The organism is Polyangium sp. y55x31 (genome assembly GCF_029946505.1).
Classification (GTDB): domain Bacteria; phylum Myxococcota_A; class Polyangia; order Polyangiales; family Polyangiaceae; genus Polyangium.
Window position 1 is genome coordinate 237,317 of the sequence record NZ_JARZHG010000008.1, and the last position, 21,228, is coordinate 258,544.

The following is a 21,228-nucleotide window of genomic DNA, read 5'->3' on the forward strand; positions in this document are numbered from 1 at the left end:
CGGGAGGTTCCCATGAGTGGAGGCATCAACAAGCTCTTCCTGAGCGATCCCGTTTTGTTCTTGCGAAATCACGCCGTGATCTCGGTACCGGATCCTTCACTCGCCACCCAGATCGGCATCTGCGAGATCAACCTCATCATCAAGTCGAAGCACAACAACATGCCGGCCGTGACGGTCACCAAGATCCTCCCCGGCATGAAGAAGCACATCGGCTCGAACGCGTTCAAGGCGCATTACCTGGCCTGGCAACAGGACAAAGAGCCCGTCATTCAACTCGGCGCCGGCGCGAATTACTTCTTCACCGCGGGCCTCACGGGCTGCCGCCTCGTGATCACCCCGGGCCCGATTCCCACCGTGAGGCACATCGACGGGGGCAAGTTCACCAACCAGCAAATGGACGCCCGCTGCAACGTCCGCTCCGCTGGCAACTTCGGCATCACCCGGTACTGGGACAATGGCAACCACTGGCTCAGCCACGTCATCGGCGTTCGCACCAAAACGGGCTGGCGGTTCTACGCCCAGGATACGAACTACAACAGCGTGCCGCCCTTCACGGTGACCGAGGTCTGAGCGGCACGCCCGGCTCGTCGTCCTCGCGGCTACGCCGCCTTCGCCGCCGCCCGCGCCTTCGCGAACAGCTCGATCATCACCCGATTGAAGGCGGGGATGTCGTCCGGCTTGCGGCTCGTCACGAGCTGGCTGTCGTTCACCACCTCCCGATCGACCCATTCCGCGCCTGCATTCTCGAGGTCCGTCCGCACGGACGGCCACGACGTCACCTGCCGGCCCCGCACCACGTTCGCCTCGACCAGCATCCACGGCCCGTGGCAAATGGACGCGACCGGCTTTCCGGCGTCGAAGAACGCGCGCACGAACCGGACGGCCTCGGGGTTCATCCGCAGTTTGTCCGGGTTCATCACCCCGCCGGGCAGCAGCAACGCGTCGAAATTCTCCGGCCGGGCATCCGCGAGCGCCACGTCCACGCCGAACGAATCCCCCCATTGCGTGAATTTCCATCCACGCACCTGCCCGCTCACCGGCGACACGATCCACGTCTGTGCCCCTGCCATGTCGAGCGCTTGCCGCGGCTCGGTCAGCTCGACCTGCTCGAACCCATTCTCCACGAGAATGGCCACCCGCCTCCCCGTCAGCTCGTTTGCCATGACACCCTCCGTTCCACAGCCCCCCGCAGGCAAGGCTTCTGCCACGGACGGCAAAGGACGAGCCCACGGGCCCGTGCGTCGTCAGAGCTGGAAATTCCCCGCGGCCTCGGGTTGATAGGGGACGGCGAGCACGCGCAGCCGCTTGTGGCCGGCGGTGGGCATCGGCCACGTGATTCCCTGGCCCACGGACAGCCCGAGCAGCGCCGTTCCAATGGGCGAAAGCACGGACACGCGCCCTTCCTCGACACACGCGTCCCGCGGATACGTGATCACCACCTCGCGGCGCTTTTGCGTCACCTCGTCCAGATAGAGCACCAGGCTGTTCATCGTCACCACGTCGGACGGCACGGCGGGTGGCGCGACGAGCTTGGCGCGCGCGAGCTCCCGATCGAGCGCTTCCGCCGCTGCGCGCCTCGGTCCTTCGAGGTGGAGCTCCACGATCAGGCGTAGGCGTTCTGCATCCTGGGTCGTGATCACGAGGCTCGGAGCGATGGGGAACATGGGCGTGGACCTTTCGGGGCACGAAATGAAATGCCGACGTTGCGGCGCTGCGTGGGTCATTCGTCCGGCGTATCGTCGTCGCCCTCCTCGACGAGGATCCGGAGGAGCGACCGCAATCCGACGACGCAGGACACGAGGAGCCCGAGCTTCACGAAAAGCACGAGCTCGTGGCGCGTGAGAATGTACGAAAACCTCATCGTCCCCTCCTGGATCGAAATCGCGGACGAGCGGCATCGCGGCGCGCGCACGAATCCATGGACGGCACACGGAACGAACGCAAATGGTCCGTTCCGAGCCGAAATCCCGGCCTTCGTGTCGACGCGTATCGCCGACGGCGCGCTTGCCTGGTTATTCCCCTGCGATCTCGGGCGGAGGGCCCCTCGCCAGATCAGGCGCCCGCTGCTCGGCCCCCGAGCGCCTCGGATCGAGCAGATCGACGACCTTCACGTGCTTCGCGCGGCTCATGCCACGCCCGAACATCAAGAGGCCTGGATCTGGAGGCTCTTTCACGTCGCAGCCGCTCACGGTTCGCGCTGCGAGGCTTGTGTCCGGGGTCTTCGTCATGGCGGCCGACGCTCGCTTCTCACCTTCGGAGACACCGACGAGAAAGGCAAGCGTAAAGATTTCGCCGGTTCGTCAACGGCCGCGCGGGCCGTGCTTTCGCGAATTCGGCGGAGGAGGATGACCCGCGGCAGGCTGCCGCAACGTCATTGCATCGGCGGGGTCTTCACGTCCTCGGCGTGCTTGTACGTCGCCGTCACCACGTAATGAAGGACCCTACCGCAGTCGCCCAGGCTGCACCGCCCCGGGCACGCCTGCTGGCCCTCGAACGTCGTCCGGCGCGACGTGAGGGCCGCGAGGATCTCGCTCGTCACGTCGTATCCGCCGTCTTGACATCGCGACTCGGAGCACGGCACCTCGAAGAGGGCGGGCGCCTGCGCGAGGACGACGCGTCGGATGTAGCGGTTGCCGCCCACGCTGCCGCCCCTCGGCATCTCGTCGATTGCAATCTTGAGATCCGTCAGATCGGGAGCTCTCTCGACGAGCTTGCCCGCCGCGTCTTCCCGGGCCATCCGCTGGTTACGGCGCTCCGTGCGCTCGAGGTTCTTGCGGTAATTCATCGTCCTCCTTGATCGCGGTCACGATCGATCACGCGCCGCGCGACTCGACGAGCGCGATCGTTTTCCTCGCGTCAGGCCAAGACACGCAAGATACCACGACCCAAAGCATTTTGCTCCTACGATTGTTCCGGACGTCGGGGGCCCGAGAGGTTATGGTTCTCCGACCATGTCGACCACGTTGAAACCTCGCGCGCCGGCTGCCCTTCTCACGGCCGCTTCCCATCTCGAATTCCGCGCCACGTCGCGCGACCGCAGCGGCTCCGCGCTCGGCGTGCTCGTCGACGCGTCCGGCGCCCGGCAACATTTGACGATCGCCGCGGGCGAGGCGGACGGCACGTGGACGCTCTCCAGCGATCTGCCGATCGGGCTCACGTCCGTCCTGCTTTACGAGAGCGCAGCGAACGTGCTCCGCGGCGGAAGCCCGGAGGACGGCGGGAGCGTCCAGTTCCACGGAGCGTCGTACGACATCGAATCGTCGTTCGACGGCAATGCATGGACGGCCAAGGTGGGCGGGAGCCGATGAACGGCGAGCGCTCCTCGTCGAGGGGCGCAATCCTCGGATCGTCGATGAACACGAACACGGCGGGGGCCGCGCGGCCCCGGCGCCGTTCAACGCGCGATCGGCCGGAGCTGCTTTTTGACCTTCTTGATGAAGGTCTCGGTGCATTTGCCGTGCGTGGCCTCGTGGTCCGCGATCTCCCGCGTCAGCTTGGCCTTCGTATCCGTCGAGACGTGCGCGCTCGCCTGCACCTCGTTCGCGAGGGCGATACCCGCGAGCGTCGCGGGCCCCTGGGCCTTCTGGGGGGCGGCGGCCTTGTTCGTCGCGCGGTAATGTGACGGTTTCGTCTTCGTCACGTCACGCAGCCCGCCGTCCTCGGACCTTCGCCCGGTCCCGTGGCAGCCCGGGCATCGCGTCTCGTTCCCGAACGAGTTCGTGATACGGCCGTCGCCACCGCAGATTCCGCAACTGTCGAGTGCCATGCGTCGCTCCTCGACCACGCGTCGTGGTCCCGGCCCTCTATTGGCCCCCTTTTCGGGGGATGGAATGCGCACGGCGGCGCTTCGCGGCCTGCTCCGGAGAGCGCCGCGTTCACGCCGCCGATTGCATTCGATGGATCAGTAGCGACCGCGACCGCCGCCGAAGCCGCCGCGACCACCGCCGCCGCCGCCGCCGAAGCCGCCGCCGCTGCGCTGGGGACGCTCCTGCGCCTCGTTCACCTTGATCGAGCGGCCGTCGAGCATCATCCCGTTGAGCTGCGCGATCGCGTTGTTCGCCGCCTGCGCGTTGCCCATGGTCACGAACGCGAAGCCGCGCGGCTGGCCCGTCTCGCGGTCGGTGGGCATCGCCACCTCGCGAACATCGCCGGCTGCGGCGAAGGCGCTCTCGAGGGTGGCCTGGCTGGTGTTGAAGGAGAGATTTCCGACGTAGAGACGATTGCTCATGGTGTGCTTTCGTGGCTTCTCATCGAGCGTCCGTGAGGACGCCCTGCGCCGACCGTTCGAGGAAGCCTCAGCAGGCGAACGGAGGCGCACCGGAGCGCACGAAGCCCCAACATGGGTACGTCGTCCGCCGCGGCGCACGTTGCGTCATCCAGTCTTCCGAGCGAGCGTCATTCTTCGGAAGAGGAGCGACGTGCCAAGCGGTCAGGGGACGTTTTCGTGTACAGCGCTACTGTACCCCGCTTTGTGATGGTTTGCAAGCACGCGAGCAAAGAAATGTGTTTCGACCCGAGCCGGGCGGCGGCTCCTCGACACGCCCCGAGCCGACGAACTCGTCCCTGCCACCACGTGCGTGATACCGTCGCGCCATGCACGACGTCCGCTCCCTCCCCAAGGATCGCCTGCGCGCCGCCCGCCGCGCCGCGGCCCTCCTCATCACCGGCTTTGCCATCGCCGCCTGCGGCGGAAACGCGAACTACCCCGATCGCCCCGACGTCACCACCGCGCAGGCTGCGTGGTGCGACTCCCTCGCCAAGTCCGAGGGCCCGGGCGGCGCCTGGGATCGCATGACCGAGTGCCGCTCGGCCTCCCCCACCGCCTCCGCGGCGTACATCCGCGTCATGACGAAGTGCTACTTCGAGCGTGTCGAGGAAGCCAAGAAGGCCGGTGATCCGGCCGCCGCCGATCGTGCCCTCCTCCTCTCCGAGTGCAACGAAAAGGCCCTCGTCGATCTCCCGATGAGCGGCCCCGGCGTCGACGAGGTCATCGACGCCCGCTGCAACCGCGCCACGCGCTGCGAGAAGGTCGAGTTTGCCGAGTGCAAGGCCGCCATGAAGCGCCTCGAGCCGGCGCAGCAGGCCATGTTCACCACGCGGTACAACGCTTCCGCGCTCCACGACATCGCGAGCTGCCTCGGCGGCGGCTGCGGCGACAACGAGGAGCAGGCCCAGGCCGATTGTTACAAGGGCGCCGAGGACAAGCTCCTCTGGTTCCCGTGACCGTTCCAACCTGATAGGGGTTTTCCCACCATGAAATCACCGCTCGCATCGCAACCGCAGCGTCGCGCGGCCCTCCTCCGCGCGCTCTTCGCCGCCCTCGCGCTCGCGTTCGTGCTCTTCGCGCCGACCGACGCCCGCGCCGCCGGCAGCGTCACCCTCGCCACGCGGGAGCCCGAGGAGGTCAACGGCAAGTGGAAGCTGAACTTCACCATCAACTACGGGGGCAAGCCGGACATCTCGTACATCCCGATGATCTTCAGCTTCACGCCCACCGTGCTCTACGAGCGCTCGCTCACGGACCAGTCCCCCGAGCGCCCCATCCTCACGAAGCTCCCGCTGAAGAACCAGCCGAGCATCAACGAGAGCATGGACGTCGGCTTCTCCGACGCGAGCGGCAAGGTCTTCAACATCACGAAGTTCGACTTCGTGATCCGTCGTGACAAGGGCTTCGAGGCCGGCGAATACGATCTCAAGATCACCCGCCAGACCGACGGCGCCCAGATGGGCCAGACCATCAAGCTCATCCTCAAGGGTGACAACCCCATCGTCGACCGCCGCGCCATCGTCTTCGCGGGCGAAAAGAAGAAGAAGCCCACCGAGGAGAAGAAGGACGACGCCTCGGCCGAGAAGAAGGAAGGCGGGGGCGAGACCGCCGCTCCCGCCGAGGCGCCCCAGGAGCCCGCGGCCACGGGCGAGACGCCCACCGAGGCGCCCCCGTCCGAGCCCCCCAAGCAAGGCGGCTGCGGATGCCGCGTCGCCGGCGTCCCCGCGCCGACCGAAGGCGCGCCCCTCGCCGCCCTGCTCCTCGGCGCCGCCTTCGCGCTTCGCCGTCGCATCCCTCGCCGCTAGTTCTCCCGCATTCTGCCGCTGGTCCATTCTTCCGGGCACTCCGGAAAGCTGGACGCATCGGGTCTTCCCGTCGGAAAATTGCCGTTTCGCGCTGCAGAGCTCCTCTGCTCAGTGGTATCCTTCTGCCCTCTCGCCCGCCAGGTAAGGTCGGCGACCCACACGGGGAGAAGCGCATGCGCAGAGGCTTTGCATTCCTTGGTATCGTGAGCGCGCTCGGCGTGGCGATGTTCGCCTACGGCTGCGACGCCACCAACTCGAGCAATGGCGGCGACGGCGGCGACGCTGGCGAATGGAGCGGCGGCACCGGCGCCCAGGGTGGCCAGGGCGGCGACGGCGGCTGTCTCTTCAACTGCGGATCGGGCGGCAACGGAGGCGACCCGAACGTCCAGCAGCTCATCATCACGCCCGCGAACCCCACGCTGAACGTCGTGGACCTCAACAAGCCGACGCAGGTCTTCACCGTGAAGACCCAGGCCGGCCAGGACGTCACGAACCTCGTCACGTGGGTCTACGAGCGGCCGGACATCGGCGACATCACCGGCGCGACCTTCCTGCCGACCGGCAACGTCGGCGGCACCGGCGTCCTCACGGCGAAGCTCAACATGGCCGAGGCGAGCACCAACGTCACGGTCAACGTCAAGAAGACGGTCAACGTGGCGGGCGTCGATCCGCCGACCATGGCGGCCTTCGACAACCCCGTCGGCCCCGACCCGGGCATGTCGATCGTCTATCCGTACCACGACACCGTCTTCCCGCTCGGCGTCCTCGCGCCCGAGGTCCAGTGGAACGGCGTCGGCGGCGGCGAGATCTACCGCATCAAGATCACCGAGAAGCACATGGAGTACGTCGCGTACTTCCAGACCGGCGCGCCGGCTCGGTATCTGATGGACCAGAAGGACTGGGAGTACATCGGCGCCTCCGGCACGGGCGCGCAGAGCGACCCGATCATGGTGCAGCTCTCGCGCCTCGCGCCCGGCGGCGGCGCGTACGCGCCCACGAGCCAGATCTGGCACGTCGCGCAGGGCCGCGTCCGCGGCGCCGTGTATTACTGGGAGCTGCCCGGCGCCTGCGGCGGCAACTCCAACGGTCGCATCCTCAAGATCAAGCCCGACTCGGCCACGCCCGAGGAGTTCTTCAACCCCGGCGGCTGCTGGGGTTGCCACAGCGTCAGCCGCGACGGCAAGACGATGATGGCCACGCTCGACACGGGCACGCCCTTCCCGCAGATCACGGTCGACCTCGCGCAGGCCCCGGCGCAATACGGCGCGATCCAGCCCGGCTCCGGCCTCGGCGGCACCTTCAGCGCCTTCAACCACACGAGCGACAAGATCCTCGTCAGCAACGACGCGGCCTCGAACCCGAGCGCCTCCGTCTTGCGGATCGTCAACGCGGCCGGCGGCGGCGTGCTCAACAGCAACGCCATGGGCAACGGCTGCGGCGAGCCGGCGTGGTCGCCCGACGGCACCAAGGTCGCGGCCATCTGCGGCCTCGGCGGCGGCGGCTGGATCTTCGACGCGTCGAGCGGCTACCTCGCCACGGGTGACGTCGCGGCCGACGGCATCACCGTCAGCAACGTCCATCCCATCGTCCCGCAGGCCGGCGCCCCGGGCCGCCCGGCGTACCCGAGCTTCACGTCCGACAGCCAGTACATCGCGTTCGGCCGCCCCACGTCCGGCTCGCGCTCGACGGGCAACGGCGACCTCTGGCTCGTCAAGAACGACGGCTCCGAGCTGAAGAAGCTCGCGGTCGCCTCCAGCGACAACAAGAGCTTCAACCCCGTCTTCGCGCCGCAGCGCGCGGGCGGGTACTACTGGCTCGTCTTCATCTCGCGCCGCGACTACGGCAACTCCCTCGTCGGCACGAACCGCCAGCAGCTCTGGATGACGGCGATCGACGACCCGCCGACGGCCGGTGATCCCTCGCATCCGCCCTTCTACATGCGCGGACAGGAGGGCTGCGGCCTCTCCGAGAACGCGTACATGGCGCCCGAGCCTTGCAAGGCGCAGGGCGAGGGCTGCGTGACGGGCGCCGATTGCTGCGGCGGCCAGTGCGTCAAGGACCCGGCGAGCGGCGCGTACCTCTGCGGCGAGCCCCCGCCGCCAGGATCCTGCTCCGAGACCGGCAACGCTTGCACCACGAAGGCCGACTGCTGCAACCCGGCCGACGAGTGCATCGACGGCTTCTGCGCCCAGAAGCCGCCGAAGTGAGCCGCTGACCCCACCCCGCCCCTGCCCTGCCGCCAGGGCAGGGGCCTGCTCCCGATCACCCCCTCGCACGATCGATCACGCGTCGACGTGGTCGCCTTCATCCCCACGCCCGATCGATCACGCGTCGACGTAGTCGCCTTCCTCCCCCCTGCCCTGTCGACAGGGCGAGGGCGTGGTCGCCTTCATCCCCCCTGCCCTGTCGACAGCCCGTCGAGGGCATCACCTTCCTCCCGACGCCCTGTCGACAGGGCGAGGGCGTGGTCGCCTTCATCCACGACGTCCTGTCGAGCAGACACGGGGAGCAACGCCATCCCGTCCATGCCCTGTCGACCGGACTTCGGGGTGATCCCCTCGCCTTCGCGCGACGTACGTCCACGAGGGCCGACCCTTCCTTCCCCACGAACGTGATGGGCCCTGGCCCTCCCCTTGCTTCACGAAGCGCCTCACCGGAGGTCGTCACCATGAGCGATGTCCAAGAGAGCCCCTTCGCGGGCCGCATCCACGGAATCGATCACCTCACGTTGCCCGTCGGGGATCTCGCGGTCGCCGAGCGTTTTTACGTCGGCGTCCTCGGCGCGGAGGTCGTCATGCGCATCACGCCCGAGCTCCTCGCCTCGCTCGGCCGCGCCGCCGACGCCGCGCGCAGCACGCACATCACGGTAAAGCTCGGCACGGCCCGCATCGACCTCTTCCCGCAAGGGCACGGATGGCCCTCGCCCACGCAGGACCACCCGCACATCGCGTTCGCCGTCGCGCCCGAGGACATGGTCCCGATGCAGAAGGCCCTCGAAGCGAACGGCGTCGCCACCGAGGGGCCGCGCCGGCTCGGCCCGCCCGGGCACGCCTCCCTTTATTTCTACGACCCCTTCGGCAATCACCTCGAGCTCACCTGCATGGGCTTCACGGGCGACATCCCGACCGGCGTCCCCGATCTGCACGAGCTCGCGCGGCGCTCCGGGCGCGCCTGAGCCGCGCGCCTCGCCGAACAGCCGGTCGCACGCCGCGGGGAGCACGATCCGTCGGCTCTGCCATACTCCGCCCGTGCATCCCACCATCCTCCTCTTCGACATCGACGGCACCCTCATCGACACGGGCGGCGCGGGCCGTCGCTCCATGGAGCGCGCCTTCGAGTGTGTCACCGGCCGGGCCGATGCGTGCGCGCACTTCTCCTTCGACGGCATGACCGATCGCGCCATCGTCCGCCGGGGCCTCGACGCCGTGGGCGCGAGTGCCGACGAGCCCGCGATCGACCGTGTCCTCGCCGCCTACCTCGAAGCGCTCGTCGCCGAGGTCGCCGCCTCCACCGGGTACGTCACGCACCCCGGCATCGACCACGTCCTCGATCATGCCGCTCGTATTCCTCACATCGCGCTCGGCCTCGGCACGGGCAATGTCCGGGACGGCGCTCGAATCAAGCTCGACCGCGCGAGCCTCTTCGATCGTTTCTCCTTCGGCGGCTTCGGCTGCGACGCCGAGGAGCGCGCGAGAATCCTCGACGCGGGCGCTCGCCGCGGCGCCGAGCGTCTCGGCAAGGACCGGGGCGATTGCCGCGTCGTCGTCATCGGCGATACGCCCAAGGACATCTCGGCCGCCCACGCCATCGGCGCCGAGTCGCTCGCCGTCGCCACGGGCAGGTTCGTCCAGGAAGATCTCGAGAAGGCCGGCGCCACGTTCGTCTGCGACAATCTCCTTTCGCCGGGCGCCTTCGCAATGCTCTTTCCCGAAGCCTAGTTTCCGGATTATACCGGGCAAAACCTCGGAGCCCGGTCCATGAAACAACGCCCTTACGCCTCGCTCGCCCTCGTCCTCCCGCTCGCCGCCGCCGTCTTCGCGTGTAGCTCCGAATCGCCGCCGGCGCCGCAGGCCACGGGCTCGGCGGCGGCGTCCGCGCCTGGCAAGACCGGTGCACCCGCGGCCGAGAAGCCGCCCACGGCCGAGGAGGCGCACGGGTTCACCCTCCGTGTCAACGACGACTTGAAGAAACTCTGGACCGCCTCGGCGCGCGCGGCCTGGGTGAACAAGACGTACATCACGGACGATACGACGGCGATCTCGGCGGCGGCCGAGGAAGCCAACATGGAATACCTCGGCACCGCGATCACGGGCGCGACGCGCTTCGACGGGCTGAAGCTCGACGAGCCGGTCGCGCGGCAGCTCAAGCTCATCAAGCTCTCGAGCACCCTGCCCGCGCCCCCGGACGCGAAGAAGCGCGCCGAGCTCGCGCAGATCGCCGTCTCGATGGAGGCCGATTACGGCAAGGGCAAATACTGCCCCCCGCGGCTCGAGGGCAAATGCCTGAACCTCGACGAGCTCTCGAACATCATGGCGAAGAGCCGCAAATACGACGAGCTCGTCGACGCCTGGACGGGCTGGCATTCGATCGCGCCGCCGATCAAGGAGCGGTACACGCGGTACGTCGAGCTCGGCAACGAGGGCGCGCGCTCGATTGGCTTCTCGGACATGGGCGCGCTCTGGCGCGCGGGCTACGACATGACGCCCGAGGCGTTCGAGGCGGACACCGAGCGCCTGTGGAACCAGGTGAAGCCGCTTTACGACGAGCTGCATTGCCTCGTCCGGGCCAAGCTCCGCAAGCTGTACGGCGCGGACAAGATCGGCGACAAGGCGCCGATCCCGGCGCACCTGCTCGGCAACATGTGGGCGCAGGACTGGTCGAACCTCTACGACCTCGTGGCGCCGTATCCGAAGGAGGCTTCGATCGACGTCACGAAGGCGCTCGTCGACAAGAAGATCGGCGCCGTCGACATGGTGAAGATGGGCGAGCGGTTCTTCACCTCGCTCGGCCTCGAACCCTTGCCGAAGACGTTCTGGGAGCGCTCCATGTTCGTGCGCCCGCGCGACCGCGAGGTCGTCTGCCACGCGAGCGCCTGGGACGTCACGTACGGCGGCGACATTCGCATCAAGATGTGCATCGAGCCCAAGGAGGAGGATTTCATCACCATCCACCACGAGCTCGGGCACGACTATTATTACGCCTACTACCACACGCTCCCGGTCCTCTTCCAATCGGGCGCGAACGACGGCTTCCACGAGGGCATCGGCGACACCATCGCGCTCAGCGTGACGCCCGGGTATCTGAAGACGATCGGCCTGCTCGCGGAGGCCCCGGAGAACCCGAAGGCCGAGACGAACTTCCTCATGAAGCAGGCGCTCGCGAAGATCGCCTTCCTCCCGTTCGGCAAGCTCATCGATCAATGGCGCTGGGACGTCTTCGCGGGCAAGACGCCGCCCGACAAGTACAACGAGGCCTGGTGGAACCTGCGCCGGAAATACCAGGGCATGTCGGCGCCGGTGCCGCGCAGCGAAAAGGACTTCGACCCCGGCGCGAAGTTCCACGTCCCCGGCGGCACGCCCTACACGCGGTATTTCCTGGCGCACATCTACCAGTTCCAGTTCCACCGCGCGCTTTGCAAGGCGGCCGGCCACACGGGCCCGCTGCACACCTGCTCGATTTACGGCAACAAGGCGGCCGGCGACAAGCTGAAGGCCATGCTGGCGATGGGCGCGAGCAAACCCTGGCCGGAGGCGATGAAGGCGATCTCGGGCGAGACGCAGGGCGACGCGAGCGCGATCCTCGAATACTTCGAGCCCCTGCGCAAATTCATCCGCGAGGAGAGCAAGGGCGAGACCTGCGGCTGGTGACGGGAATGCGGGGGGGACGTGCGCGGGCGCGTCCCCCCGGCGACGCCTGGACTCAGAAGAGAAGCCCGCAGAGCTGATTGCCCGGGCAGCACACGTCGAGGCCGCCGCCGATCTGGTCCGTGTGCGCGCAGACCCGCGAGCCCTTGCTCGGGTAGTAGTAGGCCCAGAAGAAGCACATCTCGTCGTTCGCCGACTCCCCGAAGCCCACCTGCTGGCTGCTCTGGTTGTCCCAGGCGCACGTGAACTTGAAGCCCCCGCCCTCCTGGATCTGGAACGGCGGATCGTGGAGCACGGTCGGCGGCTCGCTCCAGAGCCAGCCATCGACCTTGTAGACGCTCGTCTCCGGCCCGTCCTTCGCCGGCACCGTCGCCACCGTCACGTTCTTGCCCCATTGATGCGTGTGCCCCGTGATCCCGAAGAACTTCGAGCCGACGAGGTCCGAGGGCAACGCCATGAACGTCGGCCCGAGCGTCGCCGACGAATGCGGCGCGATGTTGATGTCGGGGTTGCCGATGAAGAGGAAATCGGCTTCGTCCTTGAAGTTCGCCTCCTTCATCGTGCGGAACGTCGACGTCGCCGACACGTCGATCTCTGCCTGCGACGCATTGAGGTAATGCATCTCGAGCCGCACCATCTGGTTCGGCTGCATCGTGAACGCGACGCCGTCCGGCAGCGTCAGCTTATCCTCGTGCTTCTGCGTGATCATCACCGGCGCGCCCTTCGACGGGTCGAGGGTATCGGCGAACGGCTGGCAATCGAACGGCTCGAGCTGCTCCACCGTGTCGTTCGTCCGGTACACGATGAGGTGGTGCGAGCCCGTCGGCAGAACGTTGTAAATCTCGTGGACGCGCACGAGCTCGTCGTTCCCGAGCCGCTTCACCACGCATTGCGTCCGCTCCGTCCCGGCGGCGACCTTCACGGGGTCGAACGTCACGGTATACGACGCATCGATCACGTCGCCGCCGCCGCTCCCCCCATTCCCGCCGCCGCCGCTCCCACCGCTCCCCCCACTTCCGCCCGATCCGCCGGGCCCACCGGCCCCCGACCCGAGCTCGACGTCACCGGAGCTACTGCAACCGACCATTGCCAAAGAAATGGCGATCACGGGAAGAAGCATTCTCATGGGAATCTCGCTTTCATCACGGCAAGAAGCGCGCGTGAAACGAGGATACCCCGCCGCCGACGGCCGCGTCCATGCTTTTCGCAGAGACACACCGACTTCCGCAATGGTCGCAATTTTAGATGAAAAGCCCCTCTCCCGAGAGGGGGGTTTGGGGGCGTAGCTCGGCTCGTCCGAGCGTAGCCCCCAAGCGATGAAAGAGGGGTTGGGGTGAGGGAGTCGCTCCGTGAGGATCAGGCTTGCGCCGACCGGCGACGACGCCGGAAGGGCACGAGCAGGGCCGCGAAGAGCGCGCCGAAGAGGCCCATGTTGGTCTTCGTGTCGCTCTCGCCCGCCACGCTGCAGTTGCAGCCGCCCTCGACGTTCTCGCCGCCGCCGCCCGCGCCGCCGCCCGCGCCGCCCGCGCCGCCCTCGCCGTTCGACTCCGCCCGGCAGTTCGCGTCACAGCCGTCGCCGGCCGTCGTGTTGCCGTCGTCGCACTGCTCGCCCTCGGTCACGACGCCATTGCCGCAGGCCGTCGCCTTGCAGTTCGAGTCGCAGCCGTCGCCGTCGACGTCATTGCCGTCGTCGCAGGCCTCGCCGTCGGTCACGATGCCGTTGCCGCACCCCGTCGACTTACACGTCGCGTCGCAGCCGTCGCCATCGACGTCGTTGCCGTCGTCACACTCCTCGCCGAGCGTCAGGATGCCGTTGCCGCACGCCGTGAGCGAGCAGTCCGAATCGCAGCCGTCGCCGCTGCTGTTGTTGCCGTCGTCGCAGGCCTCGCCCTCGTTGAGGATCGCATTGCCGCAGGCGGGCAGCTTGCAGTTCGAATCACAGCCGTCGCCGTCGTCCGTGTTGCCGTCGTCGCACTCCTCGGTGCCCGTCTTGATGCCGTTGCCGCAGACGCTCGGCGTGCAGTTCGAATCGCAGCCGTCGCCGTCGGCCGTATTGCCGTCCTCGCAGACCTCGCCTTCCGTGAGCACGCCGTTGCCGCAGCCCGTGGCTGTGCAGTTCACGTCGCAGCCGTCGCCGTTCGTGTCGTTGCCGTCGTCACACGTCTCGCCGACGCCGACGAACCCATTGCCGCAGGCCGGGTTGAGGCAGTTGCCGTCGCAGCCGTCGCCGCCCACGGTGTTGCCGTCGTCGCAGAGCTCGCCGCCCGTCACGATGCTGTTGCCGCAGCCCGTCGGCGTGCAGTTCGCGTCGCAGCCGTCGCCGTTCACGAGGTTGCCGTCGTCGCACGCCTCGCCCTGCGTCACCACGCCGTTGCCGCAGGCCGTCACGGTGCAGTTCGAATCACAGCCGTCGCCGCCCACGGTGTTGCCGTCGTCGCAGGCCTCGCCGTCGGTCACGACGTTGTTGCCGCAACCGGTCGGGGTGCAGTTCATGTCACACCCGTCGCCGCTCACGAGGTTGCCGTCGTCGCACGTCTCGCCGTCCGTCGCGACGCCGTTGCCGCAGGCCGTGACCGTGCAGTTCGCGTCGCAGCCGTCGCCGCTGTCCGTGTTGCCGTCGTCGCACGTCTCGCCGGCGTGGGCCTCGGCCAGGCCGTCGCCGCAGACGCCGACGTCGAGCGTCATGACGATGTGCACGTTCGGGTAGCCGATGTCCGCGAAATCCGTGATTTCGGTGAGGCCGCAGTCCGGCGCGTAAATGTAGCTCGGCGCCGACTGCCCGGCGGCGTTCGAGCCCATATAGAAGACCGCGCCGGTCTCCGCGCCATCCGGCGAGTTGATCTCGACGACGATCTGGTCCTGCGTATCGAAGGAGAGATTCGGGTTCAGGGGGACCGTGAGCAGCGACGTCTGCTGACCCTGAATCGGCACGGTGAGGGTCGACCCGATCTGCACGAGGTTCGCCAGCTCGAGCGTCGAGGCGAGCGTGTAGAACTTGACGAAGACCACCTGCGGGCCGAAGGCCGATGCCGCTTGGATGCCAAACTGCACGCTGCGGATCGCGCTCGCCGGAATGCCGAGGCCGTAGAGATCGAACGCACGATAATAGGAGTTTTCGGCCGTGTAGGCGGAGTTACCGCAGACCACCGAATGGGCCGGCAGGATCGTGTTGGGATCGGTGTTTTGCGTGATGGGCTCGGCGCCGGCGATGCCCGCGAACCCGAGCATCGCGCCGAAACACAAGAACCCCAAGAACCCTCGCTTGATCATCATACCCTCCACGCCTCCTCGATGGCCGGCGTGCCAAAACGTCCCCGCACCCGCCGCTCACGCGACGAGAGACGAGACTTCCGGGACTCGGGCCAGAGGATGGTCAAATATTGCGGGGCAAACGATCATGGATCCCATCCCGCGGCAAGAGCCGAGTGCGTGATGGGCAAAAATTTTACCACGGGACGAACGCCGCGGGTGATTCAGCCGAGCGCGACGCGCGCGGCGTGTTCGAGCTCCGTGCGTCGTGTCTGTACGCTGTCGAAGAGCGCCAGTTGCCCTTTGCCGCGCACCAGGTTGTGCTCGCCCCGGGCCGGGAATCGCCGCGCGTCGAAGCCGAAGTACACCTCGCGCAGCGCGTCCGCGAGGAACCGCGCCGAGAGCTCCAGGCATATCGTCGCGAGCCCGGCGACGACCGCCCCCGCCTCCTCGCGCGACACGATCCCCGACCCCCGCGCGATCTCGCCATACCCCGCGAGCGCCTCGCCGAACATATCCGCGTCGATCACCACCCGCGGAGCATCCTCGCCCGCCGGGTTGCACCACGACCGCAGTGCATCGCCCATCTCGAAAGGCCAGATCATCCGGCCGAGTGTGTCCAGATCCACGAGACACACTGCCTGTTCGCCCCGGAACAAGAGATTCGATATTTTGAGATCTCCATGCACGTGCCGAAGCGGGAGCTCCGAAAGATCCGGCAGCCGGGCAGCCTCGGCGAGCAGGTGCCGCGCGAGCGGCTCGACCTCGCCGAACAGCCGATGCCCCGAATGCGCGTCGAGCGCGGATTCCAGCGTGGCGAGGTGCTTCTTCGTATCGTGCACTCCCGCCCGCACGTGCCGGTAGTCGTGCACGAGATCCGCGACGGCCGCGTGGAACCGCGCCACCATGCGGCCCGCCTCGCGCGCGAAGCTCGGGCTCGGCACGCGGTCGTGGCTCTGACCTTCCACGAACGAGAGCGCGCGCCACGCCCGCCCCTCCTCGTCGTCGACCCAGAGCGCGCCGTCGTCCGTGCGCAGAGGCCGCGGCGTCAAAAGGCCTTTTCGCGCGAGGTGCGCGGTCACCGCGTCGATGTCCTCGTTCACCACACCCGCGAACACCGGGTGCAGCCGCTGCACGATCACCTTCCCCGCGCGCCCCTCGACGAGGAACGTGCGGTTGATGAGGCCCCCGCCGTGGGGCGCGTGGGGCCTGCCGTCGAGGTCACGATAGCGGGCGAGGATCGCGGGCGGGATCGACTCCATCGGCGCGCGAGGATGCACCGGGAGGCAGTTTTTCACAAGAACCGCGCTAGAACGCGAGCGCCTGGTCGAGATCCGCGATCAGATCCGGGGCCGCCTCGATCCCGACCGAGAGCCGGAGCAGATCCTTCGGCACCGGCGATCCTTGTCCTTCCACGCTGGCGCGATGCTCGATGAGGCTCTCCACCCCGCCGAGCGACGTCGCGCGTTTCCAGAGCGACACGCGCGACGCGACCCGTACCGCCGCCTCCTCGCCGCCGCGGATCCGCACCGACAGCATCCCGCCGAACCCCCCGTCCATCTGACGCGCCGCCACCGCGTGCGTGGGGAACGAGGACAACCCCGGATACATCACGGAAAGCACGCGCGGATGTCGCTCCAGGTACTCGGCGACCGCGAGCGCACTCTGTGACGCCGCCCGCACCCGCAGGAACAAAGTCCGCATTCCGCGCACGAGCAGCCAGGCCTCGAACGCCCCCGCGATGCTGCCGACCTGCCACCGCGTGGCCCGCACGCGCTCCCAGAAATCGCATGCCCGCGCCGCCGTCAACGTCCCGGCGAGGACGTCGGAGTGACCATTCAGATATTTCGTCGCCGAATGCATCACGAAATCCGCGCCCCATTCGAGCGGCCTCGTCAGCACCGGCGTCGCCGACGTCGAGTCCACGCAGACGAGCGCCCCCGCCGCGTGCGCGATACGCGACACCTCGGCGATGTCCGTCACGCCCCAGAGCGGGTTCGCGGGTGTTTCCACCCACACGAGCCTCGTCTTGCCCGGCTCCATCGCGGCGGCGACCTTCTCCGGGCTCGTCATGTCGACGAGCGACACCCGGAGGCCGAACCGCGCTCCCGGGCCACAAATCCAGCTCCGGAGCGACCAGTACATCACCTCCGGCACGACGACGTGATCGCCGGGCGAAAGGCTCAAAAACACGGCGGTCGCCGCCGCCATTCCCGAGGCGAACAGCATGCTCTGCGAGCCGCCTTCGAGCGACGTCACGAGCGCCTCGGCCTGATCGAAGGTGGGATTGTCGCTCCGACCGTACACCCTGCCCGACCGGTATTGATTGTCCGGATCTCGCAGGAACGTGGTCGACGGGTGAATGGGCGCGACGATCGCGCGCGTTTCCTCGTCCACCCAGCCGAGCGCCTGCGCCGCAATGCTCTCCCGGGCGAACATTCGTCCTGTGGAATCGTGCCGCATGGGCCTCCTCGACGCCCCCACTCTACCCCGAATCTCCGAGGACGCCCGGCCTCTTTTCATTTGCCAGCGGGAAAACTCTGCGTCCCTTCGCGCAAATGGCTGTGAACGGGCATTCCTGGAAACCCGCGTCGAACGGGCGAGTCGCTCAGCTCCAGGCGAGCTCGATTCGCAACGACACCGTCTCGATCCCCTCGCGCTCTCCGTCCCGCCGCGGCGGCTCCGCGCGCGTCGTCGGGCTTTGCGCGCCGGCGATCTCCAGCACGACGGCCGTGTATCCCTCGATCATGGGCAGGTACCAGGGCAATAAGAAGCGCGGCATGCCTTTCTGGGCGAGCACGGTCCGCTTCGCGCCCTTCTCCAGGATCTCGAGCTCCCCGAAATCGAAATACCGGAGCGACGCGCGCTGCAATCGCTCCGCGGCCGTCGCCGGCGACACGGCCTTGAAAAAAAGCTTGTAGAGCCCGCGTATGTCACGCTGCGCGACGATCCGAGCCCGCCCGCGCACCGACTCCTCGTACGACATCCCCTCCGCGAGCGCCGCGGCCTCCGTGATGGGCCGGAGCGGGAGCACGTCGTACATGGCCACGGGCAGGAACACCTGCGAGGCGAATGCGCGCACCGCCTCGTCCTGCACGCGCGCGAGCACGGCCGGGAGCCCGCCCCGGATCTGCTCGTCGATGTACGAGCGGACCCCGAGGTACGTCGAGCCGCGGACATGAAAGGGGCTCTTGCCGGGCGGCACGGGCGGAGGCGTCACGGTCATGCGCGCAAGCGTATCGTACGCTCGGCGAAACACCAGCGGCCCGCGCAGGCCACTCCTTCGAGAGCGAGTTCATCGACCGTTGCTAGAACGCGGGCTCCTTCTTCTGCGCCGCCATTTGCCGGATGCAATACGAGAGCCCTTGCCGCAGGGTCCCGAGCGTCTTCAACGACGAGAGATCCATTCCGATGGACACGATCGTCTGCGCCACGTTCGGCCGGATGCCCGTGACGACGCCTTGCGCGCCGAGAAGCCCGATGGCGCGCACCATCCCGATGAGATAGTTCGCGGTCGCCGTATCGACGACGTCGACCCCGGTCAAATCGAGCAGCACGAAGCGGGCGCCCGTGCGCGACACCGCAGAGAGCAGATCGTTCATCACCCGCGCGGCGCGGCTCGAATCGATGATCCCCACGAGCGGCAGCGCGATCACGCCGTCCCAGACCTCGAGCACCGGCGTCTCCAGGTTCCGGATCACGTCCTGCTGCCGCTCGATCACCTCGAGCTTCTGCGCAAGCTCGCGCTGCGCCTTTTGCGCCTCGGAGACGTCGATCGACATCCCGATCACGCCGGTGACCTTGCCGCTTTCGTCCTTGACCGGCGTGTACCAGCTCTCCCAGAAATGGCCCGGCGCGGGCTCCGTGATCTTGCGGTGCGCCTCGCCCTGGAGCGCGCGCTCGAGCCATACGTTGACCTCGGGCGGATAAAGATCGTAAACGTTTTTCCCGGTCAGATCTCCCTCGGGCCGCGCGGCCTTGCCGTCGTGAAACCGCATGTACCCCTGGGGATCGACGGCCCAGACGACGACGTCCAGGTTATCGAGCAGCGTCCGTAAAATGGCCGCCTCAGCAGCAGGTCCGCGGTCGACTCCACCACCGTCCATGCCACCCTCCCACGGCCAAAAAGGCCGTTCGAGCCGTTTGAATGAAATGGTCCAAGGGGGTACCATGGACATATGGGCAGCGCCATGCGTCTGACGGCGCCGAACCTGGCAAAGCAGTAAATGGACGGGGGCGTGTAGTAGAAATTGGACGGAGGCCGTACGCAACGGCCTCCATACCGTCGGGAGAACCCCTAAGGTTGCTGCCCGGGCATCAATACTGCGGGTGCTTTTGAATGAGGCTCACGATCTCGAGCAGCTCGGGATCGGTACCATTCACGTTCGCCGCCACGGCCATCGCTTGCGCGTCGGCCAGGTTCTGCGACGTCGGCGACTTCAGGGCCTCGGCAAACGCGACGATGGCCTTGGCCTTGGGCAGCCCTGCCTTCTGCGCCGCGAGCAGATCGCCCACGGTCGTCGTCACGGACGTCTCCTGGTCGAGGTACGTGAGCGGCGTCTTCCAGCGCGCCCGCACGGTGATCGTGTCGGTCGAGACGATCTGCGCAGGGTCGCAGGCCTTGAGCACCTGATTGAAGATCATCGCGTCGCTCGGCGCGAGGTGCTGCGGCTCGACCTCCTCGGGGTTCTCCGAATACTCCTCGCCGTAGAACTTGTGCATCTGGAAGTACCACGGCATCGTCAGCTCGACCTGCACGCCGCGCGCCGCGATCTCCATGGTCTCGTCGAAACGATCCACGAACATGCGCGAGGCCTCGTCCGCGCCGTCGAGATACACGTACGCGCCGCGCCCCTTGTCCGTCACGATATCCATCAAGCGGTCGTCGTACGACGTGCCGGGCCCCGTGCCCACGCCGACCAGGTAAATGCCCTCCTTGTCGGCGTCCTTCGATTTCCCGCCGATGAAATCGGCGTCCGTCTCCCCCACGTTCGCCCCGCCATCGCTGATCAGCACCACGCGGTTCAGCCGCCCCGGACCATAATGTTGCTCGGCGAGCCCGTAGCCCGCGACGAGCCCGCTGTGCAGGTCCGTCCCGCCGTTCGCCGTGAGCTCGTTCCCCAGGGCCAGGATCTTCGGATCGTTCGGCCCCGTCACCACGTGGCCGCTCAGCACCACGTTGTTGTTCGTGTTCCAGGTGACGGCATTGACGATATCGCCCTCGGCGAGGCTCGCGGCGATGGCCTTCACCGCCGCCCGCTCGCGCTCGATGCCGGGGCCGCCCATCGAGCCCGAGGTGTCGAGCACGAACGTCACCGTCATCGGGCGCCGCGGCTTGATCGCGTCGTACGAGCGCACGGCGATCTGGAAATCGAGCTCGTTCACGACCGCGGTATTCGCGAGCTCCGGGTAGAGCGCGAGCTTGCCCGCGGCCGGCGCGTCGTACTGGATCCGATAATAATTGAGGAACTCGTAGGTGCGGATCTCGTACGCCATCGGCTCGATGCCCATCTGGATGAGCTCGCGCACGTGGACGGGAGAGCCCATCGAGTTGGAATCGTCGGCCGAGAGATACAGGACGACGGGCTTCGAGGTGTCGAGGCCTTCACAGGTGAATTCCGCGGCCGCGTCCGTGCCCGCGTCCGCGCCCGGCGCGGCGGGATCGGGCGGCGGCGGCTCCCCGGGGAATTCGCCCGCGCCGGCCGAACCGCCGCCGCCATTGAAGCCGCCCCCCGAGCCGCCTACACCCACCGATCCCACGGGCCCCGGCCCGCTTCCGCCCGACGACTCGTCGACGAACCCCCCCGAGTCGCTCGATTCGCCATCCACGGCAAGACAAGCGGCGATGCTCCCGCCGAGCGAAGCCAGCAAGAGAGGAACGACGGAGAGCGCGCGCAGAGACCGTAATTTCATGAGGACCTCCCGAAGCGAGGAAGCAAAGCGGAGCAATCCGCATGCCCGAGGTCCGCGCGCACGATTTCAGCGTCGAAGCTCGTTTTTCATTTCGCCGTACCCTTGGCCCACGCTGGCACAAGGCGACGCG

At 67.6% G+C, this 21,228-nt stretch carries 22 protein-coding genes; 8 read left to right on the forward strand and 14 right to left on the reverse strand.

The genetic code is table 11. The features are described 5' to 3' along the window. Positions 1–12 precede the first annotated feature (12 nt). Complete coding sequence (locus tag QHF84_RS17550; RefSeq protein WP_281314459.1) at positions 13–570, forward strand: hypothetical protein; 558 nt, start codon at positions 13–15, stop codon at positions 568–570. Between the two features lie 29 nt (positions 571–599). Here QHF84_RS17550 and QHF84_RS17555 read toward each other — a convergent pair whose 3' ends face one another. From QHF84_RS17555 to QHF84_RS17575, 5 genes are all read right to left on the reverse strand, one after another. Continuing rightward, complete coding sequence (locus tag QHF84_RS17555; RefSeq protein ID WP_281314460.1) at positions 600–1,163, reverse strand: type 1 glutamine amidotransferase domain-containing protein; 564 nt, start codon at positions 1,161–1,163, stop codon at positions 600–602. An 81-nt stretch (positions 1,164–1,244) separates the two neighbouring features. Beyond that, on the reverse strand, positions 1,245–1,664 hold the full coding sequence (rnk, locus tag QHF84_RS17560) for a nucleoside diphosphate kinase regulator (protein WP_281314461.1): 420 nt from the start codon (positions 1,662–1,664) through the stop codon (positions 1,245–1,247). 56 nt (positions 1,665–1,720) lie between these two features. Next, positions 1,721–1,861 (reverse strand): hypothetical protein, encoded by a 141-nt coding sequence (locus QHF84_RS17565; protein ID WP_281314462.1) that lies wholly within the window; start codon positions 1,859–1,861, stop codon positions 1,721–1,723. Between the two features lie 151 nt (positions 1,862–2,012). Then, entirely contained in the window at positions 2,013–2,228 is a 216-nt protein-coding gene (locus tag QHF84_RS17570; RefSeq protein ID WP_281314463.1) for a hypothetical protein, read from the reverse strand. A gap of 143 nt (positions 2,229–2,371) precedes the next feature. After that, complete coding sequence (locus tag QHF84_RS17575; RefSeq protein ID WP_281314464.1) at positions 2,372–2,785, reverse strand: hypothetical protein; 414 nt, start codon at positions 2,783–2,785, stop codon at positions 2,372–2,374. Positions 2,786–2,951: 166 nt separating this feature from the next. On the opposite strand from QHF84_RS17575, the gene QHF84_RS17580 reads away from it, so the two are divergent. Continuing rightward, entirely contained in the window at positions 2,952–3,308 is a 357-nt protein-coding gene (locus QHF84_RS17580; RefSeq protein WP_281314465.1) for a hypothetical protein, read from the forward strand. Between the two features lie 86 nt (positions 3,309–3,394). Here QHF84_RS17580 and QHF84_RS17585 read toward each other — a convergent pair whose 3' ends face one another. Both QHF84_RS17585 and QHF84_RS17590 read right to left on the reverse strand, forming a co-directional pair. After that, the gene (locus QHF84_RS17585; RefSeq protein WP_281314466.1) at positions 3,395–3,766 is read right to left on the reverse strand and encodes a molecular chaperone DnaJ; all 372 of its coding nucleotides are present in this window, start codon (positions 3,764–3,766) and stop codon (positions 3,395–3,397) included. Between the two features lie 135 nt (positions 3,767–3,901). Then, positions 3,902–4,228 (reverse strand): RNA-binding protein, encoded by a 327-nt coding sequence (locus tag QHF84_RS17590; protein ID WP_281314467.1) that lies wholly within the window; start codon positions 4,226–4,228, stop codon positions 3,902–3,904. Between the two features lie 365 nt (positions 4,229–4,593). Between QHF84_RS17590 and QHF84_RS17595 the strand changes: the two genes are divergently transcribed. The 6 genes from QHF84_RS17595 to QHF84_RS17620 all read left to right on the forward strand — a co-directional run bounded on the left by QHF84_RS17595 (position 4,594) and on the right by QHF84_RS17620 (position 11,939). Further along, positions 4,594–5,223 carry a hypothetical protein gene (locus QHF84_RS17595; protein ID WP_281314468.1) on the forward strand — a complete coding sequence of 210 codons (630 nt, stop codon included), beginning with the start codon at positions 4,594–4,596 and terminating at the stop codon, positions 5,221–5,223. Positions 5,224–5,253: 30 nt separating this feature from the next. Then, positions 5,254–6,072, forward strand: coding sequence for an MYXO-CTERM sorting domain-containing protein (locus QHF84_RS17600; protein WP_281314469.1), 819 nt, complete (start codon positions 5,254–5,256; stop codon positions 6,070–6,072). A gap of 173 nt (positions 6,073–6,245) precedes the next feature. Further along, positions 6,246–8,279, forward strand: coding sequence for a hypothetical protein (locus tag QHF84_RS17605; protein ID WP_281314470.1), 2,034 nt, complete (start codon positions 6,246–6,248; stop codon positions 8,277–8,279). 461 nt (positions 8,280–8,740) lie between these two features. Further along, the gene (locus tag QHF84_RS17610) at positions 8,741–9,247 is read left to right on the forward strand and encodes a VOC family protein (protein ID WP_281314471.1); all 507 of its coding nucleotides are present in this window, start codon (positions 8,741–8,743) and stop codon (positions 9,245–9,247) included. 73 nt (positions 9,248–9,320) lie between these two features. Continuing rightward, positions 9,321–10,010: an HAD family hydrolase gene (locus QHF84_RS17615; protein ID WP_281314472.1), complete on the forward strand. Its 690-nt coding sequence runs from the start codon at positions 9,321–9,323 to the stop codon at positions 10,008–10,010. 39 nt (positions 10,011–10,049) lie between these two features. Next, the gene (locus QHF84_RS17620) at positions 10,050–11,939 is read left to right on the forward strand and encodes a M2 family metallopeptidase (RefSeq protein WP_281314473.1); all 1,890 of its coding nucleotides are present in this window, start codon (positions 10,050–10,052) and stop codon (positions 11,937–11,939) included. A 52-nt stretch (positions 11,940–11,991) separates the two neighbouring features. On the opposite strand, the gene QHF84_RS17625 is transcribed toward QHF84_RS17620, so the two are convergent. The 7 genes from QHF84_RS17625 to QHF84_RS17655 all read right to left on the reverse strand — a co-directional run bounded on the left by QHF84_RS17625 (position 11,992) and on the right by QHF84_RS17655 (position 21,098). Then, the gene (locus QHF84_RS17625) at positions 11,992–13,062 is read right to left on the reverse strand and encodes a hypothetical protein (protein ID WP_281314474.1); all 1,071 of its coding nucleotides are present in this window, start codon (positions 13,060–13,062) and stop codon (positions 11,992–11,994) included. Between the two features lie 230 nt (positions 13,063–13,292). Next, entirely contained in the window at positions 13,293–15,209 is a 1,917-nt protein-coding gene (locus tag QHF84_RS17630; protein WP_281314475.1) for a DUF4215 domain-containing protein, read from the reverse strand. Positions 15,210–15,409: 200 nt separating this feature from the next. After that, positions 15,410–16,447 (reverse strand): phosphotransferase, encoded by a 1,038-nt coding sequence (locus QHF84_RS17635; protein ID WP_281314476.1) that lies wholly within the window; start codon positions 16,445–16,447, stop codon positions 15,410–15,412. Positions 16,448–16,493: 46 nt separating this feature from the next. Beyond that, on the reverse strand, positions 16,494–17,648 hold the full coding sequence (locus QHF84_RS17640) for an aminotransferase class I/II-fold pyridoxal phosphate-dependent enzyme (RefSeq protein WP_281314477.1): 1,155 nt from the start codon (positions 17,646–17,648) through the stop codon (positions 16,494–16,496). Positions 17,649–17,793: 145 nt separating this feature from the next. Beyond that, entirely contained in the window at positions 17,794–18,411 is a 618-nt protein-coding gene (locus tag QHF84_RS17645) for a hypothetical protein (protein WP_281314478.1), read from the reverse strand. An 82-nt stretch (positions 18,412–18,493) separates the two neighbouring features. Next, positions 18,494–19,291, reverse strand: coding sequence for an STAS domain-containing protein (locus tag QHF84_RS17650; protein ID WP_281314479.1), 798 nt, complete (start codon positions 19,289–19,291; stop codon positions 18,494–18,496). 211 nt (positions 19,292–19,502) lie between these two features. Then, positions 19,503–21,098, reverse strand: a complete 1,596-nt coding sequence (locus tag QHF84_RS17655; RefSeq protein ID WP_281314480.1) for a VWA domain-containing protein — start codon at positions 21,096–21,098, stop codon at positions 19,503–19,505. Positions 21,099–21,228: the final 130 nt, after the last annotated feature.

Excerpts from the sequence above, each read along its gene's own strand:
- QHF84_RS17550 (WP_281314459.1), top strand. The coding sequence starts at position 13 with ATGAGTGGAGGCATCAACAAGCTCTTCCTGAGCGATCCCGTTTTGTTC.
- QHF84_RS17555 (WP_281314460.1), bottom strand. The coding sequence starts at position 1,163 with ATGGCAAACGAGCTGACGGGGAGGCGGGTGGCCATTCTCGTGGAGAAT.
- rnk (WP_281314461.1), bottom strand. The coding sequence starts at position 1,664 with ATGTTCCCCATCGCTCCGAGCCTCGTGATCACGACCCAGGATGCAGAA.
- QHF84_RS17565 (WP_281314462.1), bottom strand. The coding sequence starts at position 1,861 with ATGAGGTTTTCGTACATTCTCACGCGCCACGAGCTCGTGCTTTTCGTG.
- QHF84_RS17570 (WP_281314463.1), bottom strand. The coding sequence starts at position 2,228 with ATGACGAAGACCCCGGACACAAGCCTCGCAGCGCGAACCGTGAGCGGC.
- QHF84_RS17575 (WP_281314464.1), bottom strand. The coding sequence starts at position 2,785 with ATGAATTACCGCAAGAACCTCGAGCGCACGGAGCGCCGTAACCAGCGG.
- QHF84_RS17580 (WP_281314465.1), top strand. The coding sequence starts at position 2,952 with ATGTCGACCACGTTGAAACCTCGCGCGCCGGCTGCCCTTCTCACGGCC.
- QHF84_RS17585 (WP_281314466.1), bottom strand. The coding sequence starts at position 3,766 with ATGGCACTCGACAGTTGCGGAATCTGCGGTGGCGACGGCCGTATCACG.
- QHF84_RS17590 (WP_281314467.1), bottom strand. The coding sequence starts at position 4,228 with ATGAGCAATCGTCTCTACGTCGGAAATCTCTCCTTCAACACCAGCCAG.
- QHF84_RS17595 (WP_281314468.1), top strand. The coding sequence starts at position 4,594 with ATGCACGACGTCCGCTCCCTCCCCAAGGATCGCCTGCGCGCCGCCCGC.
- QHF84_RS17600 (WP_281314469.1), top strand. The coding sequence starts at position 5,254 with ATGAAATCACCGCTCGCATCGCAACCGCAGCGTCGCGCGGCCCTCCTC.
- QHF84_RS17605 (WP_281314470.1), top strand. The coding sequence starts at position 6,246 with ATGCGCAGAGGCTTTGCATTCCTTGGTATCGTGAGCGCGCTCGGCGTG.
- QHF84_RS17610 (WP_281314471.1), top strand. The coding sequence starts at position 8,741 with ATGAGCGATGTCCAAGAGAGCCCCTTCGCGGGCCGCATCCACGGAATC.
- QHF84_RS17620 (WP_281314473.1), top strand. The coding sequence starts at position 10,050 with ATGAAACAACGCCCTTACGCCTCGCTCGCCCTCGTCCTCCCGCTCGCC.
- QHF84_RS17625 (WP_281314474.1), bottom strand. The coding sequence starts at position 13,062 with ATGAGAATGCTTCTTCCCGTGATCGCCATTTCTTTGGCAATGGTCGGT.
- QHF84_RS17630 (WP_281314475.1), bottom strand. The coding sequence starts at position 15,209 with ATGATGATCAAGCGAGGGTTCTTGGGGTTCTTGTGTTTCGGCGCGATG.
- QHF84_RS17635 (WP_281314476.1), bottom strand. The coding sequence starts at position 16,447 with ATGGAGTCGATCCCGCCCGCGATCCTCGCCCGCTATCGTGACCTCGAC.
- QHF84_RS17640 (WP_281314477.1), bottom strand. The coding sequence starts at position 17,648 with ATGCGGCACGATTCCACAGGACGAATGTTCGCCCGGGAGAGCATTGCG.
- QHF84_RS17645 (WP_281314478.1), bottom strand. The coding sequence starts at position 18,411 with ATGACCGTGACGCCTCCGCCCGTGCCGCCCGGCAAGAGCCCCTTTCAT.
- QHF84_RS17650 (WP_281314479.1), bottom strand. The coding sequence starts at position 19,291 with ATGGACGGTGGTGGAGTCGACCGCGGACCTGCTGCTGAGGCGGCCATT.
- QHF84_RS17655 (WP_281314480.1), bottom strand. The coding sequence starts at position 21,098 with ATGAAATTACGGTCTCTGCGCGCGCTCTCCGTCGTTCCTCTCTTGCTG.